Annotated in this window: 10 protein-coding genes; 1 reads left to right on the top strand and 9 read right to left on the bottom strand. The window is 48.4% G+C overall.

All coding sequences use genetic code 11. The annotated features are described in order from the left end of the window. Positions 1-469: 469 nt before the first annotated feature. The 9 genes from ACFQZT_RS07500 to ACFQZT_RS07460 all read right to left on the bottom strand — a co-directional run bounded on the left by ACFQZT_RS07500 (position 470) and on the right by ACFQZT_RS07460 (position 15,335). Complete coding sequence (locus tag ACFQZT_RS07500) at positions 470-3,199, bottom strand: alpha-mannosidase (protein WP_379298231.1); 2,730 nt, start codon at positions 3,197-3,199, stop codon at positions 470-472. A 3-nt stretch (positions 3,200-3,202) separates the two neighbouring features. After that, on the bottom strand, positions 3,203-6,325 hold the full coding sequence (locus ACFQZT_RS07495) for a beta-galactosidase (protein ID WP_379298229.1): 3,123 nt from the start codon (positions 6,323-6,325) through the stop codon (positions 3,203-3,205). After that, on the bottom strand, positions 6,322-7,641 hold the full coding sequence (locus ACFQZT_RS07490; protein WP_379298227.1) for a glycoside hydrolase family 125 protein: 1,320 nt from the start codon (positions 7,639-7,641) through the stop codon (positions 6,322-6,324). Before ACFQZT_RS07490 ends, ACFQZT_RS07495 begins: the two co-directional genes overlap by 4 nt. 32 nt (positions 7,642-7,673) lie before the next feature. Next, positions 7,674-8,591 carry a carbohydrate ABC transporter permease gene (locus tag ACFQZT_RS07485; protein WP_379298225.1) on the bottom strand — a complete coding sequence of 306 codons (918 nt, stop codon included), beginning with the start codon at positions 8,589-8,591 and terminating at the stop codon, positions 7,674-7,676. A 27-nt stretch (positions 8,592-8,618) separates the two neighbouring features. Continuing rightward, positions 8,619-9,557 (bottom strand): ABC transporter permease, encoded by a 939-nt coding sequence (locus ACFQZT_RS07480; protein WP_379298223.1) that lies wholly within the window; start codon positions 9,555-9,557, stop codon positions 8,619-8,621. A 68-nt stretch (positions 9,558-9,625) separates the two neighbouring features. Beyond that, positions 9,626-11,104, bottom strand: a complete 1,479-nt coding sequence (locus ACFQZT_RS07475; protein ID WP_379298221.1) for an ABC transporter substrate-binding protein — start codon at positions 11,102-11,104, stop codon at positions 9,626-9,628. A 169-nt stretch (positions 11,105-11,273) separates the two neighbouring features. Further along, positions 11,274-12,794: a response regulator gene (locus tag ACFQZT_RS07470; RefSeq protein WP_379298219.1), complete on the bottom strand. Its 1,521-nt coding sequence runs from the start codon at positions 12,792-12,794 to the stop codon at positions 11,274-11,276. Continuing rightward, positions 12,787-14,616: a sensor histidine kinase gene (locus ACFQZT_RS07465; protein ID WP_379298217.1), complete on the bottom strand. Its 1,830-nt coding sequence runs from the start codon at positions 14,614-14,616 to the stop codon at positions 12,787-12,789. The genes ACFQZT_RS07470 and ACFQZT_RS07465 overlap by 8 nt, the downstream gene beginning before the upstream one ends. 128 nt (positions 14,617-14,744) lie before the next feature. After that, entirely contained in the window at positions 14,745-15,335 is a 591-nt protein-coding gene (locus ACFQZT_RS07460; protein WP_379298215.1) for a CBO0543 family protein, read from the bottom strand. Positions 15,336-15,790: 455 nt separating this feature from the next. Between ACFQZT_RS07460 and ACFQZT_RS07455 the strand changes: the two genes are divergently transcribed. Then, the gene (locus ACFQZT_RS07455; protein WP_379298213.1) at positions 15,791-17,047 is read left to right on the top strand and encodes an ATP-binding protein; all 1,257 of its coding nucleotides are present in this window, start codon (positions 15,791-15,793) and stop codon (positions 17,045-17,047) included. Positions 17,048-17,074 lie beyond the last annotated feature (27 nt).

Here is a 17,074-nt window from a genome sequence, read left to right as displayed (position 1 = left end):
AGGCAGGCGCTCGGACAAACTCGCGCCTGTAGCGGCCAAAATGGGCGCTTCAACTCAAGTTCCTCCTGCGGAAGAGGGGCTTCCGCTTCTGTAAGTGCCTTTTTGGCTCTTTCAGGCAGGCGCTCGGACAAACTCGTGCCTGTAGCGGCCAAAATGGGCGCTTCAGCTCAAGTTCCTCCTGCGGACGAGGGACTTCCGCTCCTGTAAGTGCCTTTTTGGCCCTTTCAGGCAGGCGCTCGGACAAACTCGCGCCTGTAGCGGCCAAAATGGGCGCTTCAACTCAAGTTCCTCCTGCGGACCAGGGGCTTCCGCTTCTGTAGGTGCCTTTTTGGCCCTTTCAGGCAGGCGCTCAGCCTAACTCTTGCCTGTAGCTGTCAAAACGGGCGCCACAGGCCACACCTATGCAAGTACGCTCCAACCTAAAAAAACCAGCAAACTCAACTCAAGAGTTTGCTGGTTTCATTTCATGTTAACGATTAATCCCGATCGTCACAATTTCGCAAGAACCGACCGGTAAAGACAATCGGCCTTCAGCGTCCGCATCCACGCGTGCACCGTGTTCTTCCAGAATGGTGCTCTTGTAGAAATAGTAATGCGGTATGCTGGCGCTAAGCTTCAGCACCGCACTTTGGGAGTTCATGTTGTACCAACGCAGTAGCAGATCGCCTGTTCCTTCATTCATTTTCAGTGAAGAAAAAGCCATGTCGCCGCCTTCCCACTGGAACGGCGCATACGTCGAAGCGATACGGCCGGCATGAACACCGGTCTGACAAAGCGTCCACGGTATTTGGAACTGGTAGGCTTCCGCATAAGCGCCGGACCGTATGCCATCTCCGTTATGTGGAATCACTTCCATACGAACCGTGTGTTCCCCCAGACACTGCGCCTCCGGTGTCGGGAATAAGCCCCAGTCGCCAAGCTCGCCAACTGCACGAAGCAACGTTACCGCAATCGTATTGCGTCCGTCCTGCAGAACTTCATATTCATTCAAACCGAGGTTAGCTACGACAAGCCCAGCCCCGGCTTCACTAACATCCACGAACGCCTGCTGGTGCTGCGTATTGCTTGGATTTTCCCATTCTGCTGCCGGCTTGTTATCACGCTGCGGGATTTCAAACATCGAGTCCACACGGTGGACGTTCGCATTCAAATCCGTAGGGAACAACATCCGCAAACGATGGTCTTTCGCTTGGTTGTTGAACGAAGCTTCGATCCCTACCCCTTTGCCGCTGCGGCTCAGACTGACTACGGTGCGTATCCGCATGGGCACCATGCGCTCGGATCGCTGCGCTTTCCGGTGCGGATAGTAGATCAAATCGTGCTGCTCCTCTTCAAGCTTCTCGTCCGCTGATGCTGGAATTTCCCAGTCGTGCACGATTTCAATCGAAGCCTGATAAGGCGTATCTGTTAACACGCGGATTTGCGCAATTACCCCTTGGGTCGTGAGCGGCGTTTCGCCATCCGGTTGTTTGTACATATACTCGTTACCGATATCTCCGGTATTCTCATATACGCCGAGATCCCGATACGTACGGCCGTTCTTCATGTCAGTCAATGAGAACGAACCGTTATCCGCAATTTCGATCTTCAGCGCATCGTTCTCAAGCACTCTATCACCAGCGAGCATTGATGATGCCTCTGCCGCCCCTTCTTTCTTCACCCAGGCGTACGTCTTAAACCCTAGTGCTGGAACCTTCTCCGCTTCGAACGTCAGCTTCACTTTGCGGCACATATATGGCTGGCGGAACTTGTCGTCCGGCAAATCATATCCGAATTGCAATCCGAGATCGCCCACCGTACAAGGGATCGCGATACCTTTATCGTCCACTAGCGTACGTCCTGATAGATCCGCTGCTTTTGCAATACTGCTGGCCTCTTCAAGCGTATGGCCGTCCCGGAAGTACAAGCACAAGGCATCCGCCTCGATACTCACAACGCCGCTGCGCTCCCAACCGGATGTGTTAAAGACAACGACTGGCAGCGCATCTTTCCCCATTCCCGCAAAACCGGATGTATCGATCGCTTCGGCAATCGCGCGCGTGCTGTCTTCAACAATCGCTTCCGCCACGTGCCGGCTCTTTTCAAAGCGGGTGACCATTTCCCTGTGCACTTCGTCCACACTGCAGCCGCAAATGCTATCATGCGGATGGTTCTGCATCAGTGTTTTCCAGGCGTACGTGAACAAATGATGCGGGTATTTCTCCCCGACTTCAAGAACATGTGCGGATGCGGCCAGCGGTTCAGCCACCTTTTCCAACATCGCTTGCCCGAGCTGGTTCATCTGTTTCAAATAGACGCGCGCAGAAGCGGTGTTCACCAGCGTCGACCAGCCGTCGGTGCGTTGACTGCGAAGCTCGCCTTTCACCGTGGAAAGCTCATGCTCTAAGGAACACTGGACAGACTGCAAATAATCAACAAAATTCGAATGGATGAATACCGTATCCGGATATAGTTCACGGGCTGTTTGAATCGCATCGGGCAAATCTAACTGAACCGGTTGATGGTCGCAGCCATTCATGAAAAGCAGCTCGCCTGTCGACGCGTATTTTTCCGCATCCGCCAGCTTCCGCTCCCAGTAAGCTTTCGCTTCTTCCCGCTCCGCAGGAATTTCATTGCCGTTCGAGTACCAATTGGCAAAAAGAATGCCGAGCACCTTGGAACCATCCGGCCCTTCCCACACAAGCTCGGAGAACGAGGACTCGTAATCGCCGTCGGAAACGGTATTGTTAAAGCCCGTTGGCTTCACGCCCCTGCCGAATACGGCGTTCGTGATGCCGGATTGCTGCATCAGTTGCGGCGTTTGGCCGACAAGACCGAACGTATCGGGGAAATAGCCGACCTTCGCGATGTCGCCATATTTTTTCGCGTCTTGGTGTCCGATCTGCATGTTGCGAACATTGGCTTCGCCGCTTGTAAGGAAAGCATCCTGCAAAATATACCAGGGACCGATGATAATGCGGCCGTCTTGAATATACTTTTCCAGCTTCCCCTTTTGCTCCGGTCTGACCTGAAGATAATCCTCCAAAATAATCGTTTGCCCGTCCAAATAAAAGCTGCGGTAATTCGGATCGTTATCGAGTTTATCCAGCAAGGTATCCACCAGCTTCACGAGGCGGACATGGTGCTTCTCGTAGGGCAAATACCACTCCCGATCCCAATGCGTATGGGAAATGATATGGGCTGTTCTCTTCGTGCTCATGGCTTAACTCCTCTCAATATGGACTTCATCCGGACGGTATACGGAGATAATTTTGCCTTCGGCGTCCGCTGCAAAGAGCACCGATCGCTCTTTCTCCAGGGTGAACGCATAGGTCGCCTCGCTAACCGTATCCTTCACTTCGATATTCACGTTCCATGCAAATTCGGATACGAATACGTAAAGGAAGCCCTCTTTAAAACGTAACTTTCTTCCGTATACGCCCGCGATATCCCCGCCTTGAATCCATTGCATTCCGCGTTCACATCCTGCTGCATCGATTGCATAACGATAAAGTTCCATCATGGTATCCGTACGTTCGTTCAGCTCTACCGGCAGCGGACTCCAAATAAGTCTGCCCTTGCCAAGCGGAATATCGACAACCGCATCTCCCGCGCCCGCTTCCGAACGACCAGTCCGCACTTCTTTAACCACTTCAGCAATGCGGCGTTGTCCAAAGGAAACCGGCAGCAATGCGCCTTGCAACTGGAGCATTTCTTCCCTGCGTACATTTTGAAGCTCCGCGTCACCCAGCAGATCTACCAGCCGAGACGTTTGTTTCCAATACGCATCAAGACTAAGCGGACCCGTCGCAAGCAGAGTTGCACCTGTTTTCTGTACAATTTCCACCAGCTTATTCCAAGCATGCTCATCAATGTTATGCGCGCTTGGAAGCAAAATCAGCTTCGGCGGCTGTTCTGCGAGCACGTCCAAATGATATTCAGATGCCGCACGGAACGGCATGTTCATCTGATACGAGAGCACGCGGGTCAGCCGCGTCGTGGCATCGAACGCCATTTTCCGGTTGGAGAAATCGTTTGAATAAGGGAAAATGGCTACGATATCCTCCAGCTCACGATCCTGGAACAGGTCCCGATTTTCAGCCATAAATCGCCCGAAATCGTAAGATACATCGGCTTCCGGCTTCTCCGTACCGTCCGCGCGGAGCGCGCCGATATGCGATTCGTTCGCATTATCCATATAGAAATTAGTGTTCCAAATCCAATGAATGGCGCCTGCACCACCCGTTGCAAAGGCATATGCATATTTGCGCTCTAACAAGCTCCGCAGCTCGCTTTCCGAACGTTTGGCGCGTCCATCTGGAGTCTCCACATACATGATGCCCGTTTCTTGAATGACATTCGGCTTATTGTGGGTTTTCGCAAAAATGCCGTCCCAAACGAGATTATCATTCAACCACCACGAATGCACGGTCGTATAGTCCACGGCTTCCTCGTAAAACAAAGGAGATGGCCGCTGCGCGCCAAGCGCTTCGTCTTGACCGACGACGACAAGATGATCCGGGCTTAACTCCTTGATCGTATCGTAAAGCTCTTTCGCCCAACGATTGTGCATATCCATCGAGAACAAGCAGTAATCCAACCAGCGCGTCCCTTTCTTGGCCCGATGCATATCCTGCACGTCAAAGTTGATCTCCTCCGCCTCAGGTATAGCTGCCGCTTCAAACGTCGGAAGCTGCTCCGGCGACATATTCCAGCGCTCTTGCAGCAGTTCGATAGAACCATGACGCTGCTTGAGCCATTCGACGAATGCAGCCTTTTCAAAAGCATCCCGACTGGAACGGGGTCCATTCGAGAAGATTTGCGCCGGATCAAACATCGAAGGTTCATTGATCAAGTCCCAATCCACATGCGTGGAGCCACGGTGGCGCGACACGATGGAGCGGATGAACCGCTTCTGCGCTTCTACGCTTTGCGGGTCCAAGTAAGGGTTGACCCCCTCCCAAGTCTCCGGTGTAAAGGAGAAGAAGGTAAACGTCACCTGCAGATTGTGCTTTTTAGCTGTCAAGAAGAAGGCATCGATGGCTCTTAGCACCTCTTCAGATGCATGACCATCAACTTGCATGATATTGCGGTAAGCCGTCCAGATGCCCGTGCGAATCCAGTTAATGCCCGCTTTCGCCATCTGGGCCATATCCCGATCCCAAACATCCGCATTCGGCAAAAACAAAAATTTACGTGCGACATCGGAGGTCATGTATGTCATACCGACCACAGGAAGCGGCCGTCCGTCCTTGATGAAATAATCGCGGCCGCAAGCAACAGGGGTTCCCTCCGCGAGCAAAACAGGATCGTGGCCCCAGAAGCCTTGGCGCAGCACTCGAACTTCACCGTCCGCTGCCTCAGCCTTACAGATCACACGATATAAGCCTCGGCCAATCTCTAACGGCACCGGAATGCGTACGACATTGAATTCTTGGTTCACTTCGGACGTCAAACGTTGTGTCCAACCGGCCTGCGAACCATCTTCACGCTCAACCGTAAGATCAAATGTCCACGTTTTAACGGAAGCCCTGGCCCCAGCTCCGTTCCGTACCAAAAGCTGGGTTTGAAGGGTCAGCACCGCGTGCTCCCCAGGCTCATAGCTGGCATAGTTCGGCTTGATCCACAGCTCCGTAACCCCTATGGCGCAAAATGCCGCCCACGACATTAATGCCTGTGCCCCGCCTGCTTCCCAGAACGAGGAACTTAGTGGCACATTGACGAAAATCCATCGCGATCCCACGTATTCGCCACGTGAATTTTCCCATAGGACAACAGGAGCAGCGACCTCGCGGCCCTCCTTGCTAACTCCTTTCAAAAGCGGATAGATCTGTGTGCTCATCGTACCCGCTGCCCCCATTTGATGAGGCAAATCGCTATTGCGAGTCGTATGCGGCACCATGTTCCATGTATCGGCAACCGCAAACAAAGATTCCTGCCCATTCAGCAGCGGCACGGTTTCTAACGCCGTATAAGAACTAACAGGAGCGGCATCAACACGAAGCATTTCATGAATGAATAATTGCTGGTGATAAGCGGTCTGCTCAGCTTCCACATGCCAACCGTCCGCTTCTCTGCGCACCGGGCGCTTGAAAGCTGCGCCGCCGATACTAAGCAACCCGCCGCCACGTTTCAAGAACGCAAGAATATCCGGCCATGCGGACTTAGGGAAATAGGGAGCATGCAGATTGACAAAGCATCCTCCATCCGCGCTCCGAAGCGCTTCGCCGAGCGCATCGGCCCCTACAACGATCGCGCCTTGCGCAGCCAGTTGATCGACAGGCACTTGACCCTCAGAGCCGCCCGGAAACGCGGCATCATAAAAAACAAGGACGGGTTGACTCATAGCAGTCCTTCCTTCATCGTTTTATACACAAGCTGGGAGAACAAGCTGTTCGACCAGGCGAACCATTTTCGCGTAAAAATGGTCGGATCGTCGACATGGAAACCTTCGTGCATAAAACCGGTATTGGCATCCGTCGCCTCAAGCATCGCGATCATTGCCAGCTTCTCTTCCGCCGTGGAAGCCGTCAAACCCTGCATGGACAAGGCCATATGCCAGATATAATCGTCAGGCGTATGCGGACTGCCGATCCCTTTCGCAACTTTGCCTTCAAAATAGAAAGGGTTCTCTTTGCTTAGGGCGAACCGTCTTGTGTTCTGATAAATAGGATCATCTGCGGAAACATAACCGAGATAAGGAATCGACATGAGTCCCGGCGTACCCGCATCATCCATCAGGCAGTAATTGCCGAAGCCGTCTGTCTCATACGCATAAATCGGTCCGAACTCGGGATGACGATATATGCCATACAATTGGATGCCGTGATCGATATCCGCTTCGAGCGCTTTCAGGTCGTTCAAGAAATCCGTATCCCGGAACACCAATTCCGCGAACTCTTGCATATGGCGAAGAGCAACAACCGCGAACATATTTGCCGGGATGTTGTAATGGAAATCGCAGGCATCGTCACTGGAACGGAAGCCCGACCAAACCATACCCGTGTAGTTCACCGGCATCCCCATGCCATTATTGCGCAGCGAGTCCGTCGGAATGCCGTTATTGCGCGTGAAACGATACGGTGAAAACTCAAAGTGACGCTGCTCCGTTTTAAACAGCTCGTAAATCTTGTACATCGCAGCTTTAAATCCGGCATCGAAAATATCCGTAAGCTCCGTTTCCTTCCAGTACGCATAGGCTAGACGCATCGAGAAGCATAGCGAATCGAGCTCGAATTTGCGCTCCCATACCCATGGCGACATGTCCGTCACGTCCGCTTTATTCCAATGCCAGTCGTTCGCCGATTCATTAAACGCATTGGCATACGGATCGATATGAATATATTGAATATGCCGCTTAATCAACCCGCCTATAATACGCTGCAGATCCGGATCGTTCTTCGCAAACGGTACGTAATGAATCACTTGTTCGACAGAGTCGCGCAGCCATGACGCGGGGATATCCCCGGTGATGACGAACGTAGTTCCATCCTCCATCAATTTGGTTGTCGTCTCTAACGTGTTGGGGAAGCAGTTTTTAAACAGTTGCAAAAGCTTGGGACGATGCACCAGCTTCTCTTCCGCTTCCGCCAGCACTTCCTGGATGGCCTTCGGCAGTTCCAGCTTCGGCATCGGAATTTTCGGCAATCTGAATTGTTCCATGATAAGTCCTCCATTAAAGAGAATGTGATGAGTTATTCTTTCACTGCACCGATGGTCAAACCTTGAATAAAGTAGCGCTGGAAGAACGGATATGCAAAAATAATCGGCCCCGTTGCAAGGACAACCATGGCCATCCGTGACGTATCTTGCGGAAGCGATTGCAGTAAGCCCACGCCAATGGACGGATTGCTCGTATTTTGAAGCAAGAACTGCATGCTGTTCTCAATCCGCATCAGCATCGATTGCAGCGGAACGAGATTTGGCGTATCGATATAAAGCAGCGCATTAAACCAGTCGTTCCAGTACCCGAGCGTACTAAATAAGCCAATGGTCGCCAGCCCCGGAAGGGAGAGCGGCAGCACCAGTTTGACGAAAATGCCGAATTCGCCGGCCCCGTCAATTTTCCCCGATTCAATGATCGCGTCAGGAACGGATGTGCTGAAAAACGTACGCATAATCATCATGTAAAACGCATTTCCCGCCAGCGGCAAAATCAGAGCCCACAGCGAGTCTTTAAGTCCCATCAATTGTGTAACAACAATATAGGTCGGTACGAGTCCACCGTTAAACAGCATCGTAAAGAAAGCAAAAAAACCGAAAAAATTGCGGAATTTAAAGCTCTTGCGTGAAATGGCATAGGCAAACGTAGCCGTTAGAATTAAGCTTACAAGCGTGCCCACCACGGTGACCAAAATCGTTACCCCATAAGAGAGGAGAAGCTGATCCCCCGCTTTAAAAAGATATTTGTAGGCTTCCAGACTCCATTTCTCGGGAAATATTCGATACCCGTTCGCGCTTAATGTTTTCTCATCTGTAAAAGAAATGATCGTTACAAACAGAAATGGAAAAACACAGGCGAAAGCGAATATTCCGGCAACAAGGTTAAAAAGGATATTCAATACTGGCGGCAATCTATGAAAATCACGGTTTTTGATCGGTTTAGCAATCATGTGATGTCCTCCTTTCCGTGAATGTGTTTAAAACAGCGCATTATCTTTATCAAATTTTCTTACGATATAGTTCGAGGTCATAACCAGAATAAAACCGATCACGGATTGATACAGGCCCGCTGCCGTGCTCATCCCGATCTCGCCTGTGGATTTAAGCCCGCGGTAAACATACGTATCAATTACATTCGTTACCGAGTACAGCGTTCCGGAATCTCTAGGCACCTGCAAGAATAGCCCGAAGTCAGCGTAGAAAATACGTCCGATCGCCAACAGGGTCAGAATCGTCATTAACGGTTTCAACATCGGGAACGTGATGTGCTTGATTTGCTGCCATTTGCTGGCGCCATCGATCATCGCAGCTTCATAGAGCGATTTATCAATCCCCATAATCGCCGCCAAATAAACGACGCTGCTATAACCAACGGATTTCCATAGGTAAACAACGATGATAATAAGCGGCCAGTAGGTTTTATCGTTATACCAACGGATCGGATCGACGCCGAACCAGGAGAGAATATGATTAAGCATCCCTTTATCGAAGCTGAGAAAACTGAAGACGAAGTAGCCTACGATGACCCAGGATAAAAAGTAAGGCAGGAACATGCCCGTTTGGTACACCTTGGCCAGCTTCTTGTTGGCTATTTCGGACAACACTATGGCTAACGCAACAGATAGTACTAACCCTGCAACGATAAATACGATATTGTAAAGCAGCGTATTGCGCGTAATGATATACGCATCATTGGTGCTGAAAAGAAATTTGAAATTTTGCAATCCTACCCATTTGCTTTCTACAATGCTCGCCCAAAAACCGTCCCGGCTATAGCGGTATTGCTTGAATGCAACCACCATTCCGGCCATCGGCAAATAAGAGAAGAACAGGAACCAAAGCGTTGCCGGCAAAGCCATCAGCAGCAGCACTCTACTTTGTTTAACATCCTTGAAAAATGCTCCTATTCTTGTCATAAAATCACCTCTCCTCGTTAGATGAAAAAGATCAGGCGAATGTCAGCCATTCGCCTAATCCAAATCCATTATTTCTTGTTAGCTGCTTTCCACGCATCGATTTGACTTTGCGCTTCAGCGATGATTTTATCCAATCCGGCAGCTTTGAATTTTTCATTAGCTAAAGGAATGAATTTTTCAGGATCGACGGTGCCCGTCATCAAAGTAGCCCAGAATTCTTCTTTTACGTTTTGCACCGCGGCGATTTCGCTTGTCACTTTCGATGGGTCGAAGTTGAAGCCAAGGAGCGGTGCCGGTTTGCCGGTATCGTTAAACTTCTTGAACTCTTCCCATTTGTTATCAGGATCTTTTTGGTCTTTGTACGTCAGCAGAACGTTGCCAAGCGAGAACGTCGGCATGTCGTAGTTTTTGGAATCCGGCAAGTTTTCCATTTTGTCGTTGCCGATTTTTTTGTAATGCACGCCTTCGATACCGGAATCCACCATATTACGCAGAACCGGATCCGTATTCAGCAAGTTCAGGAACTCCATCGCTTTTTCCGGGTACTTGGAATTCGCTGAGATCGCTTGCATGGAACCCATAACCGACCAGTTGTAAATCAGAGCGGGACTAGCTGGTTTGGATACAACCGGATAACCGTAGCTAGCCGACCACAGGTTGTCCGCGAACGGCTGGTTCGTCGCTTTGTCCGAGAACCATTTGCCGGTAACTTGTACATCGTTCAGCGAGGTCAACGTCGATGCTTCTGTCGGAATGTAACCCGCTTTGTAATATTTGTTCATCGTTTGAAGCGCTTGCTTCATTTCCGGCGTGTCCAAAATATTGACAACTTTAAAGTCCGGGTTGTCTACACGCACAGCCATCGGCATTTTCTCAATAATGTAGTCGTAAGGCACATACGGCATATAGTTTTTATCCACCGCTAATCCGTATACGTTCGGTTCTTTTTCTTTGATCGTTTTGAGCAGCGGCTCCAAGCTTTCAAGCGTTTTCACATTATCCAGGTTCAAATTGTACTTGTCCGCCAGATTTTTATTAAAGCGCCATACGTCTTGTGCGGGAAGCTCTTTATTAGCAGGCACGCCATAATTGTGCCCGTCCACTTTGGAACCGTTTAAGAATGCAGGATCCAATTCTTTCACGATGCCTTGTCCGCTTTTTTGGAGAAGGTCGTCAATCGGCTTGAAAGCGCCTTTACGAGCGTTTTGTACGTAATCAAATGCCCACGATGAAGTGAACATAATGTCCATCGGCGTGCCGGAAGCGGTCATCACTTGCATCTTTTGCGCGTAATCGCCCCAGTCCGTCATGTTCATTTTCACCGTTACGCCGATTTTCTCTGCCGTATATTTACTAACCTCGGCCATGACGCGATCCACGTCTTTTTGCGGCGTTCCGATCGTGTACCAAATCAATTCTACCGGTTTATTCGGCGTTCCCGCCGCTTTCGTATCGCTGGCTGCCTTATTTCCACACGCACTAAGCGTCATAGAAACTGCAAGCGTCAGCCCAAGTGTAGTAACCAGGCGTTTCTTCATCTTACTCATCGTATGATCCTCCCTGTTGATGCTCTATTGTTTAAGCCCGAGGGGCTATATTTACAGTACCGCATGAAAGCATTTACAAATAGACGATAAATTAAATGAAACCATGTAAAAATCAAAGAAAAGTGTCTCCCCCCCTATAAAAGAAAAAAGGACTGCACTCCAGTTTTCCCTAGAGCAGTCCTCGATAATCGGTCGGGGATATCCCCACATACTTTTTAAACTGTTTATAAAAATAGCCCACTTCCCAGTACCCCACATCTTTGGCAATGGCATGAACCTTCGCATGCGAGGTTTTGAGCAGCTCTTTCGCCTTCTCGATCCGGTACCTGTTGATATATTCCGTAAACGACTCATTGGTCTCCTTATGGAATAACTGCCCCAGATAGACCGGATGAATATGGTAATGCGCTCCCAGCATTTTAAGCGAAAGCTCTTCGGCATACGATTCATGGATATATTTCAATACCTGCTGCACAATCGGGCTTCGAACATCTGAAATGAGAAGACCGACCGTGATGTCGGCAATCTCTAGAATCGCTTTTTCCAGATCGTCTAGCGTAACAGCGTTCCTAATTTGCTGAAAAGCCTGATTGTATACATCCGTTTCCTCGGTATGACGGATTGCTTTTAACTCCATTTTAAAATGGACAACCATTTCAAAAGCAATGTCCTGAAAATTTTGGGGTGTAATTCCCGGCAGCGCCTGAAGCCGTTTAAAATCGTTCTGAATGAGCAGACGCAGATTTTCTTGGTCTTTGCCCACGATAAGTTTGGCATAGGCGGACCAATCAAGGATGGAGAAATCTGCTTTCTGATTGCTTTCATGATGCGCCAGTTCGTTATAATCGATCAATGGAAGCTCGGGATAGATCCAAAAGTATTCCTGTGCCTTCTTTGCGGTCGCATAACTTTGTCCCGCTTGTTCGGGAAGATGCTCCACGCTGCCAATAGAGATGCGAATCGGACGTTGATGCAACCCGGACTGAAACTGCAGAAGCAGTTCAGTCAGCTCCTTTCTGCCGCGTTCGGCATCATCCATAGCGGCAAGCAGCACGATATCTCCGTCCAAATCAAAGAACGCGGTCAACCCGTCGTAGGACTCAACCTGCCTGGATATGAGGTCAAAAACTTCCTCCGGTTCGGATTCCGTCCGCAACACTGCCGCTGCTATATAGGTACGATCAAGGTCGATGCCCAGAAGCTCCGCACGCTCATCGAATTCCAGCGGCGCAATTTGATTCGTTAACCAGCGGTGAAGCGTGTTGTCCTTTAGTATTTGCTTGCTATGAGCTTGCACCAATCGAGATTCTTGGAACGTATTCAGCTTCTCGACGGTATTGTGGAGCGTCGCCTTCAGTTCCTTGATATTGATGGGCTTCAGCAGGTAGTTCTCAATGCCGAGCATCATGCCCTCTTTTAAATAACTAAACTCATCGAAACCGCTTAACACAATCACTTTCAAATCCGGATGAACGATTCTAGCTTCCCGAATCAAATCCAGACCGTTCATGACCGGCATGGAAATATCCGTCAGCAGAATATCCACCGAAGTTTCCTTTAAAGCCTCCAGAGCTTTTTGTCCGTTGCCGGCATGTCCCACTATTTCGAGATCTGCTTCAGCCCAATCGATAATGTCATATAACCCTTCAATAATGAAAGGCTCATCGTCCGCGAGAAAAACCCTAAACATCGTATCCCTCCTTTCCATCGTCCATGGGCAGCCAGATGTCTACCGTCGTTCCTTGCCCCGGATCACTTCGCAATTGAACGCCATACTTGCTGCCGTAAAGAAGCTTGAGCCGCTGATTGATGCTGCGCAGACCGAAGGATTCCCCTTCCGTTTCCTCCGCTTGCAAGAAGAGCTCCAGCTCGTTCAAACGTTCCTGGGAAATGCCCTTTCCGTTGTCTTCGACTTGGACATGAAGGAACTCCTCCACCTGATTCACTCGAATGCGCAGCTCGTTATCCGTGCTTTCGTTTCGCAAACCATGCACGATGTAATTTTCAATAACGGGCTGCAGTGACATTTTCATCACGCGAAGTGAAGCCAGCTTTCGGTCCCAATCGATCGAATACGTAAACTTATCCTTATATCGAATCTGAAAAAGTTCCAAATACAAGCGGCAGGCCTCAAGCTCGTCCTTCAGCGTGTATATTTTCTTCTGCTGGACAAAGCTTCGGAATAATGCCGATAAACTGTAGATCATTTCGCCGACGTCATGAGCGCCTTGGGATATCGCGCGCATGCGAATCACTTCCAGGGTATTGTATAAAAAGTGAGGATTGACGCGGGCCTGCAGGGCCGACAGCTCCGTATGCTTTTGCTTAATGTCCGCCTTGTACACGCGGTCAATGTATTGATTCAATTCATCGATCATGTCGTTGAAGCTGCGGGAAATTTGCCCGAGCTCATCCTCCCGGATATCCGGAATTCGCGCGGTCAGATCGCCTTGCTTGACTTTTCGCGTGAAGCGAATAATCTGATGGGTTCGTTTAGCTACGTTAAGCACCACCAGGGAAGGAAGCAATATCGCGAAAAAAATGCAAACCGCGCTAATCGTAAAAATCGTTGTCCCAATACGCCGCGACGACGTGGCGAGCTCATTTTTCGGCATGATGCCGACAACAATAAAATCCCCTTTGCTTTGTGTAAGCTTTGTTACGTAGTCATGTTGATTGGAGCCACTATTTTCATACAGCGAATTTACCTGATCCATGTAGGGATAGGGCTTGCCGTAATACTGATCGGAGGAGTCGAACACGACGCCCCCATCCGGCGACAAGACGAGAATCGTCCCTTTCAGGTCTTCCTTTTCATTCGATAATACTTTCCAAATCCCATCCGAGCTGAAGAATACAATCTGTTGACCTATATTTTTGAGCGTTTGTTTATCATTGATCGGGGACCGAACGGAATACAAATGATTGTCCCATTGATCCGCGGCTTCGCGAAGCCAAACGTTCGGCAAGGAGACACTCTTGCTGTCGAGCGCCATCGCTTCAGGAATGTAAGAATGCGTGGCATTCGTGGAAATGATCCTCATTTGCCGATCGTGGCTTAACACATACAATACCTGTTGATCCACGCTATACAGCATCAGATTGCGAATATCCGCATCGTCTTCCAGACGATTTTTGAAATACTGCAGCCCGTCATTCCATGTGCTGTTCCCGCCTAAATTGTACTGCTCCAGACTATGCTGCACATACTCTTGAAATGGATGCCGCAGCATGAAGGTGACGCCGGCAGCCAGCGCGCTATCCCGGTATAAACCGAACAGAATGGACTGCGCCGATTCATATTTATCGCCTAAATAATTGTTGACGTTCGTCATGGCTTTCTTCTGAATATCCAGTTCCCGATTGATCGCCGCTTGAGACATCGAGTGATACATGTAATAGGAAAACGAAATAATCGTGATCACTGTGATCAAGGAGAACAGGAGAAGCAGTCTCATGAACAAGTTATTTTTCAAGTAATCGCGATAGTGTTTCCCGAACCCGAACCCCATGTATACTCATCTCCTGCCTTTAATCGGGTTCATTATAACATGTTAGGAACGGCTTATGAAAATTCGAGACCGGGATCTGTTTATTGAACAAAAAAAGAGCCGCTATGCCAGCAGCTCCTTCATTCGTTCTATCGTATTTTCTGCTTACTTTTATTAAAATCAATGGTTAATTCACGGTCCGCATTCACTTGAAGTTTATTTTCCCCAATCCAATCCACGATCGCTTTTACAAGAATCGCTATGACAAACAAAACAAGGAATGACTTCAAGTAAGACCAATTGTTTAATTTATAGATACCCAGCGCAACGAAAATCGGCTCTCCTATGAATGCAATAACCACTGAAGCAGCTAAATTCGCAACCAGAAAGGACCGCCATGCAGCAAACCACTGATAAATCAAGGCAAAAATACAAGGAACGACAAAGAAGTCTGCCGCATTGTATTGCTCAGTAAAAGCTATGAATTGATGCGGGTAACTCCACCACTGGAAAAATATGCCGATTTGATCGAAAGTGCCCACAATTATAAAGCTAAACAATAATGCGAGTGTAATTTTCAAAGTCCTTTTTCGATCTATATAGAAAAGCAGCAGCGCAAAAAATAGCACATTGACGATGACAATAATCCACCACTGGAACGAAAACAGGTCGTGGTGAAGCCACCAATCCATCTCCATTTGATTCGCTTTTCTGTTTAGTTCATCGATTTCGTTTGGCATGTCGTCACTCCCGGGCGGCAATCAAGTTACAAACCATTGGAGTTATTATTAGGAAAACCAATAAAATTATGCTTACAAAATAAAAATCTGTATCCTAGCAAAGGTCACTATGCGAGATGACTATTTGCTATTACCTATTAAGCCACCTAATTGGATTGGAGAGTACCAAGGGAAAAATCAGGTGCCCCGTATATGCTGCGGGAGATTGAAAGTATGCAGTTCCAGTAGATTTAGAGAATATGGGGCGCTAGTAGATTCCTCACCTTTTAGCGCCTTTCCGGTCTCTATTAGGGAAAGTACATTCTCTAATTATCCCCCTGCTCAGTAGCCCCTTCAAATACGAGAATTTGTGTGGCAGCATGTTATGAGATCTTAGACTAAGGTGCTTCAAAAAAGGATAATCGCATCAAATGAAGAAAAATTAAGGATAAAGTTTGGAGGCGATATCACTAGTCATGTTACTTGAAAAATTGTTTATTAACATTCTAATCGTTATTGCTCCAGTATTAGTGTACACCGCCTTTGGAGAAAGATGGCGTTACGCTCAATCTTCCTATGTACTAGGTTTGCTCCACGGAACAGCTTCCTCGCTTTGCCTGCTATTTTCCTTTTATGCGCTTGATTTATATTGGGACCTGCGTTATGTCCCCCTTGTCATCTCTACGATATATGGCGGACCTGCTGCCGGCTTTATCAATTTATTCATGATTTTAGCGACCCGTACGTATCTCTCCGGTAATGCGCTTTTATTTGGTTATATGAGCATCACCCTGACATTTCTTACTCTCCTATTAGCAGCTTACAAAATAAAAGGATTAACAGGCAGTTCCAGGATAAGAGCCACCGTGATGATCTCCCTATGCCCTTCCTTAGTCATGTTAGTCATCTTAATTTCCTTTACCTTACAAAGCGATGTACAGAAGCCGATCGAATTCCACACGATTCCGGCCGTTTTATTGTTCGCTGTATTGCAAACGTTAGGAACCTGGTTATCGTCCATGCTGCATGAGTTTAATCATGAAAGATCTGCAATGAAGGCAGAAATCCAACGAGCCGAAAAAATGAAAACATTAGGTGAACTTGCTGCCTCTATTGCCCATGAAGTTCGCAATCCGTTAACCGTGGTTCGGGGATTTCTTCAGCTAATGCACCCGAAGGAGACAGCAAAAAATCAGCATTATTTAACGATAGCTTTGGATGAACTTGCAAGAGCGGAGTCTATCATTAATGATTACTTAAACTTTTCCAAACCTAAATTGACAAAATTAGAGTCGTTTCCCGTGTCGGAGGTATTGAATAACATTATTGTCCTTTTAACGCCGATGGCTAATAAGAACAGTATTCAGATCCAATGCAGCATCGAAGATCGAATCTATTTATATACGGATCGCGGACAATTGCAACAAGCCTTGGTAAACGTAATCAAGAATGCGATTGAAGCTACCTCCGCAGGCGGAGAAGTGCAGATAGGTTCAGTGTGCATGAACGGACAAGCTCAAATCAAGATCACAGACAATGGAAAAGGGATGACGCAAGAGCAGCTCGCTCGAATCGGCACCTTATTCTTCTCTACAAAAGAAGTCGGAACAGGATTAGGAACAGCGGTAGCCATGCGAATTATTGAGGCCATGAATGGAAAAATCGTATACGAAAGCAAGGAGGGGCTCGGAACGGCAGTCACAATTACATTACCGTTACATTTACTTAGTTGAATACTTGAGGAAAATGATATTCCTTTT

Origin of the sequence: Paenibacillus sp. GCM10027628, from assembly GCF_042676385.1 — a bacterium.
Lineage (GTDB): Bacteria > Bacillota > Bacilli > Paenibacillales > NBRC-103111 > Paenibacillus_E.
The sequence above is the reverse complement of the archived record's forward strand: the minus strand, read 5'-3'. Positions and strand labels throughout refer to the sequence as shown.

What these genes read in the sequence shown, in the direction of transcription:
- ACFQZT_RS07500 (WP_379298231.1), bottom strand. Translation starts at nt 3,199, where the DNA reads ATGAGCACGAAGAGAACAGCCCATATCATTTCCCATACGCATTGGGAT.
- ACFQZT_RS07495 (WP_379298229.1), bottom strand. Translation starts at nt 6,325, where the DNA reads ATGAGTCAACCCGTCCTTGTTTTTTATGATGCCGCGTTTCCGGGCGGC.
- ACFQZT_RS07490 (WP_379298227.1), bottom strand. Translation starts at nt 7,641, where the DNA reads ATGGAACAATTCAGATTGCCGAAAATTCCGATGCCGAAGCTGGAACTG.
- ACFQZT_RS07485 (WP_379298225.1), bottom strand. Translation starts at nt 8,591, where the DNA reads ATGATTGCTAAACCGATCAAAAACCGTGATTTTCATAGATTGCCGCCA.
- ACFQZT_RS07480 (WP_379298223.1), bottom strand. Translation starts at nt 9,557, where the DNA reads ATGACAAGAATAGGAGCATTTTTCAAGGATGTTAAACAAAGTAGAGTG.
- ACFQZT_RS07475 (WP_379298221.1), bottom strand. Translation starts at nt 11,104, where the DNA reads ATGAGTAAGATGAAGAAACGCCTGGTTACTACACTTGGGCTGACGCTT.
- ACFQZT_RS07470 (WP_379298219.1), bottom strand. Translation starts at nt 12,794, where the DNA reads ATGTTTAGGGTTTTTCTCGCGGACGATGAGCCTTTCATTATTGAAGGG.
- ACFQZT_RS07465 (WP_379298217.1), bottom strand. Translation starts at nt 14,616, where the DNA reads ATGGGGTTCGGGTTCGGGAAACACTATCGCGATTACTTGAAAAATAAC.
- ACFQZT_RS07460 (WP_379298215.1), bottom strand. Translation starts at nt 15,335, where the DNA reads ATGCCAAACGAAATCGATGAACTAAACAGAAAAGCGAATCAAATGGAG.
- ACFQZT_RS07455 (WP_379298213.1), top strand. Translation starts at nt 15,791, where the DNA reads ATGTTACTTGAAAAATTGTTTATTAACATTCTAATCGTTATTGCTCCA.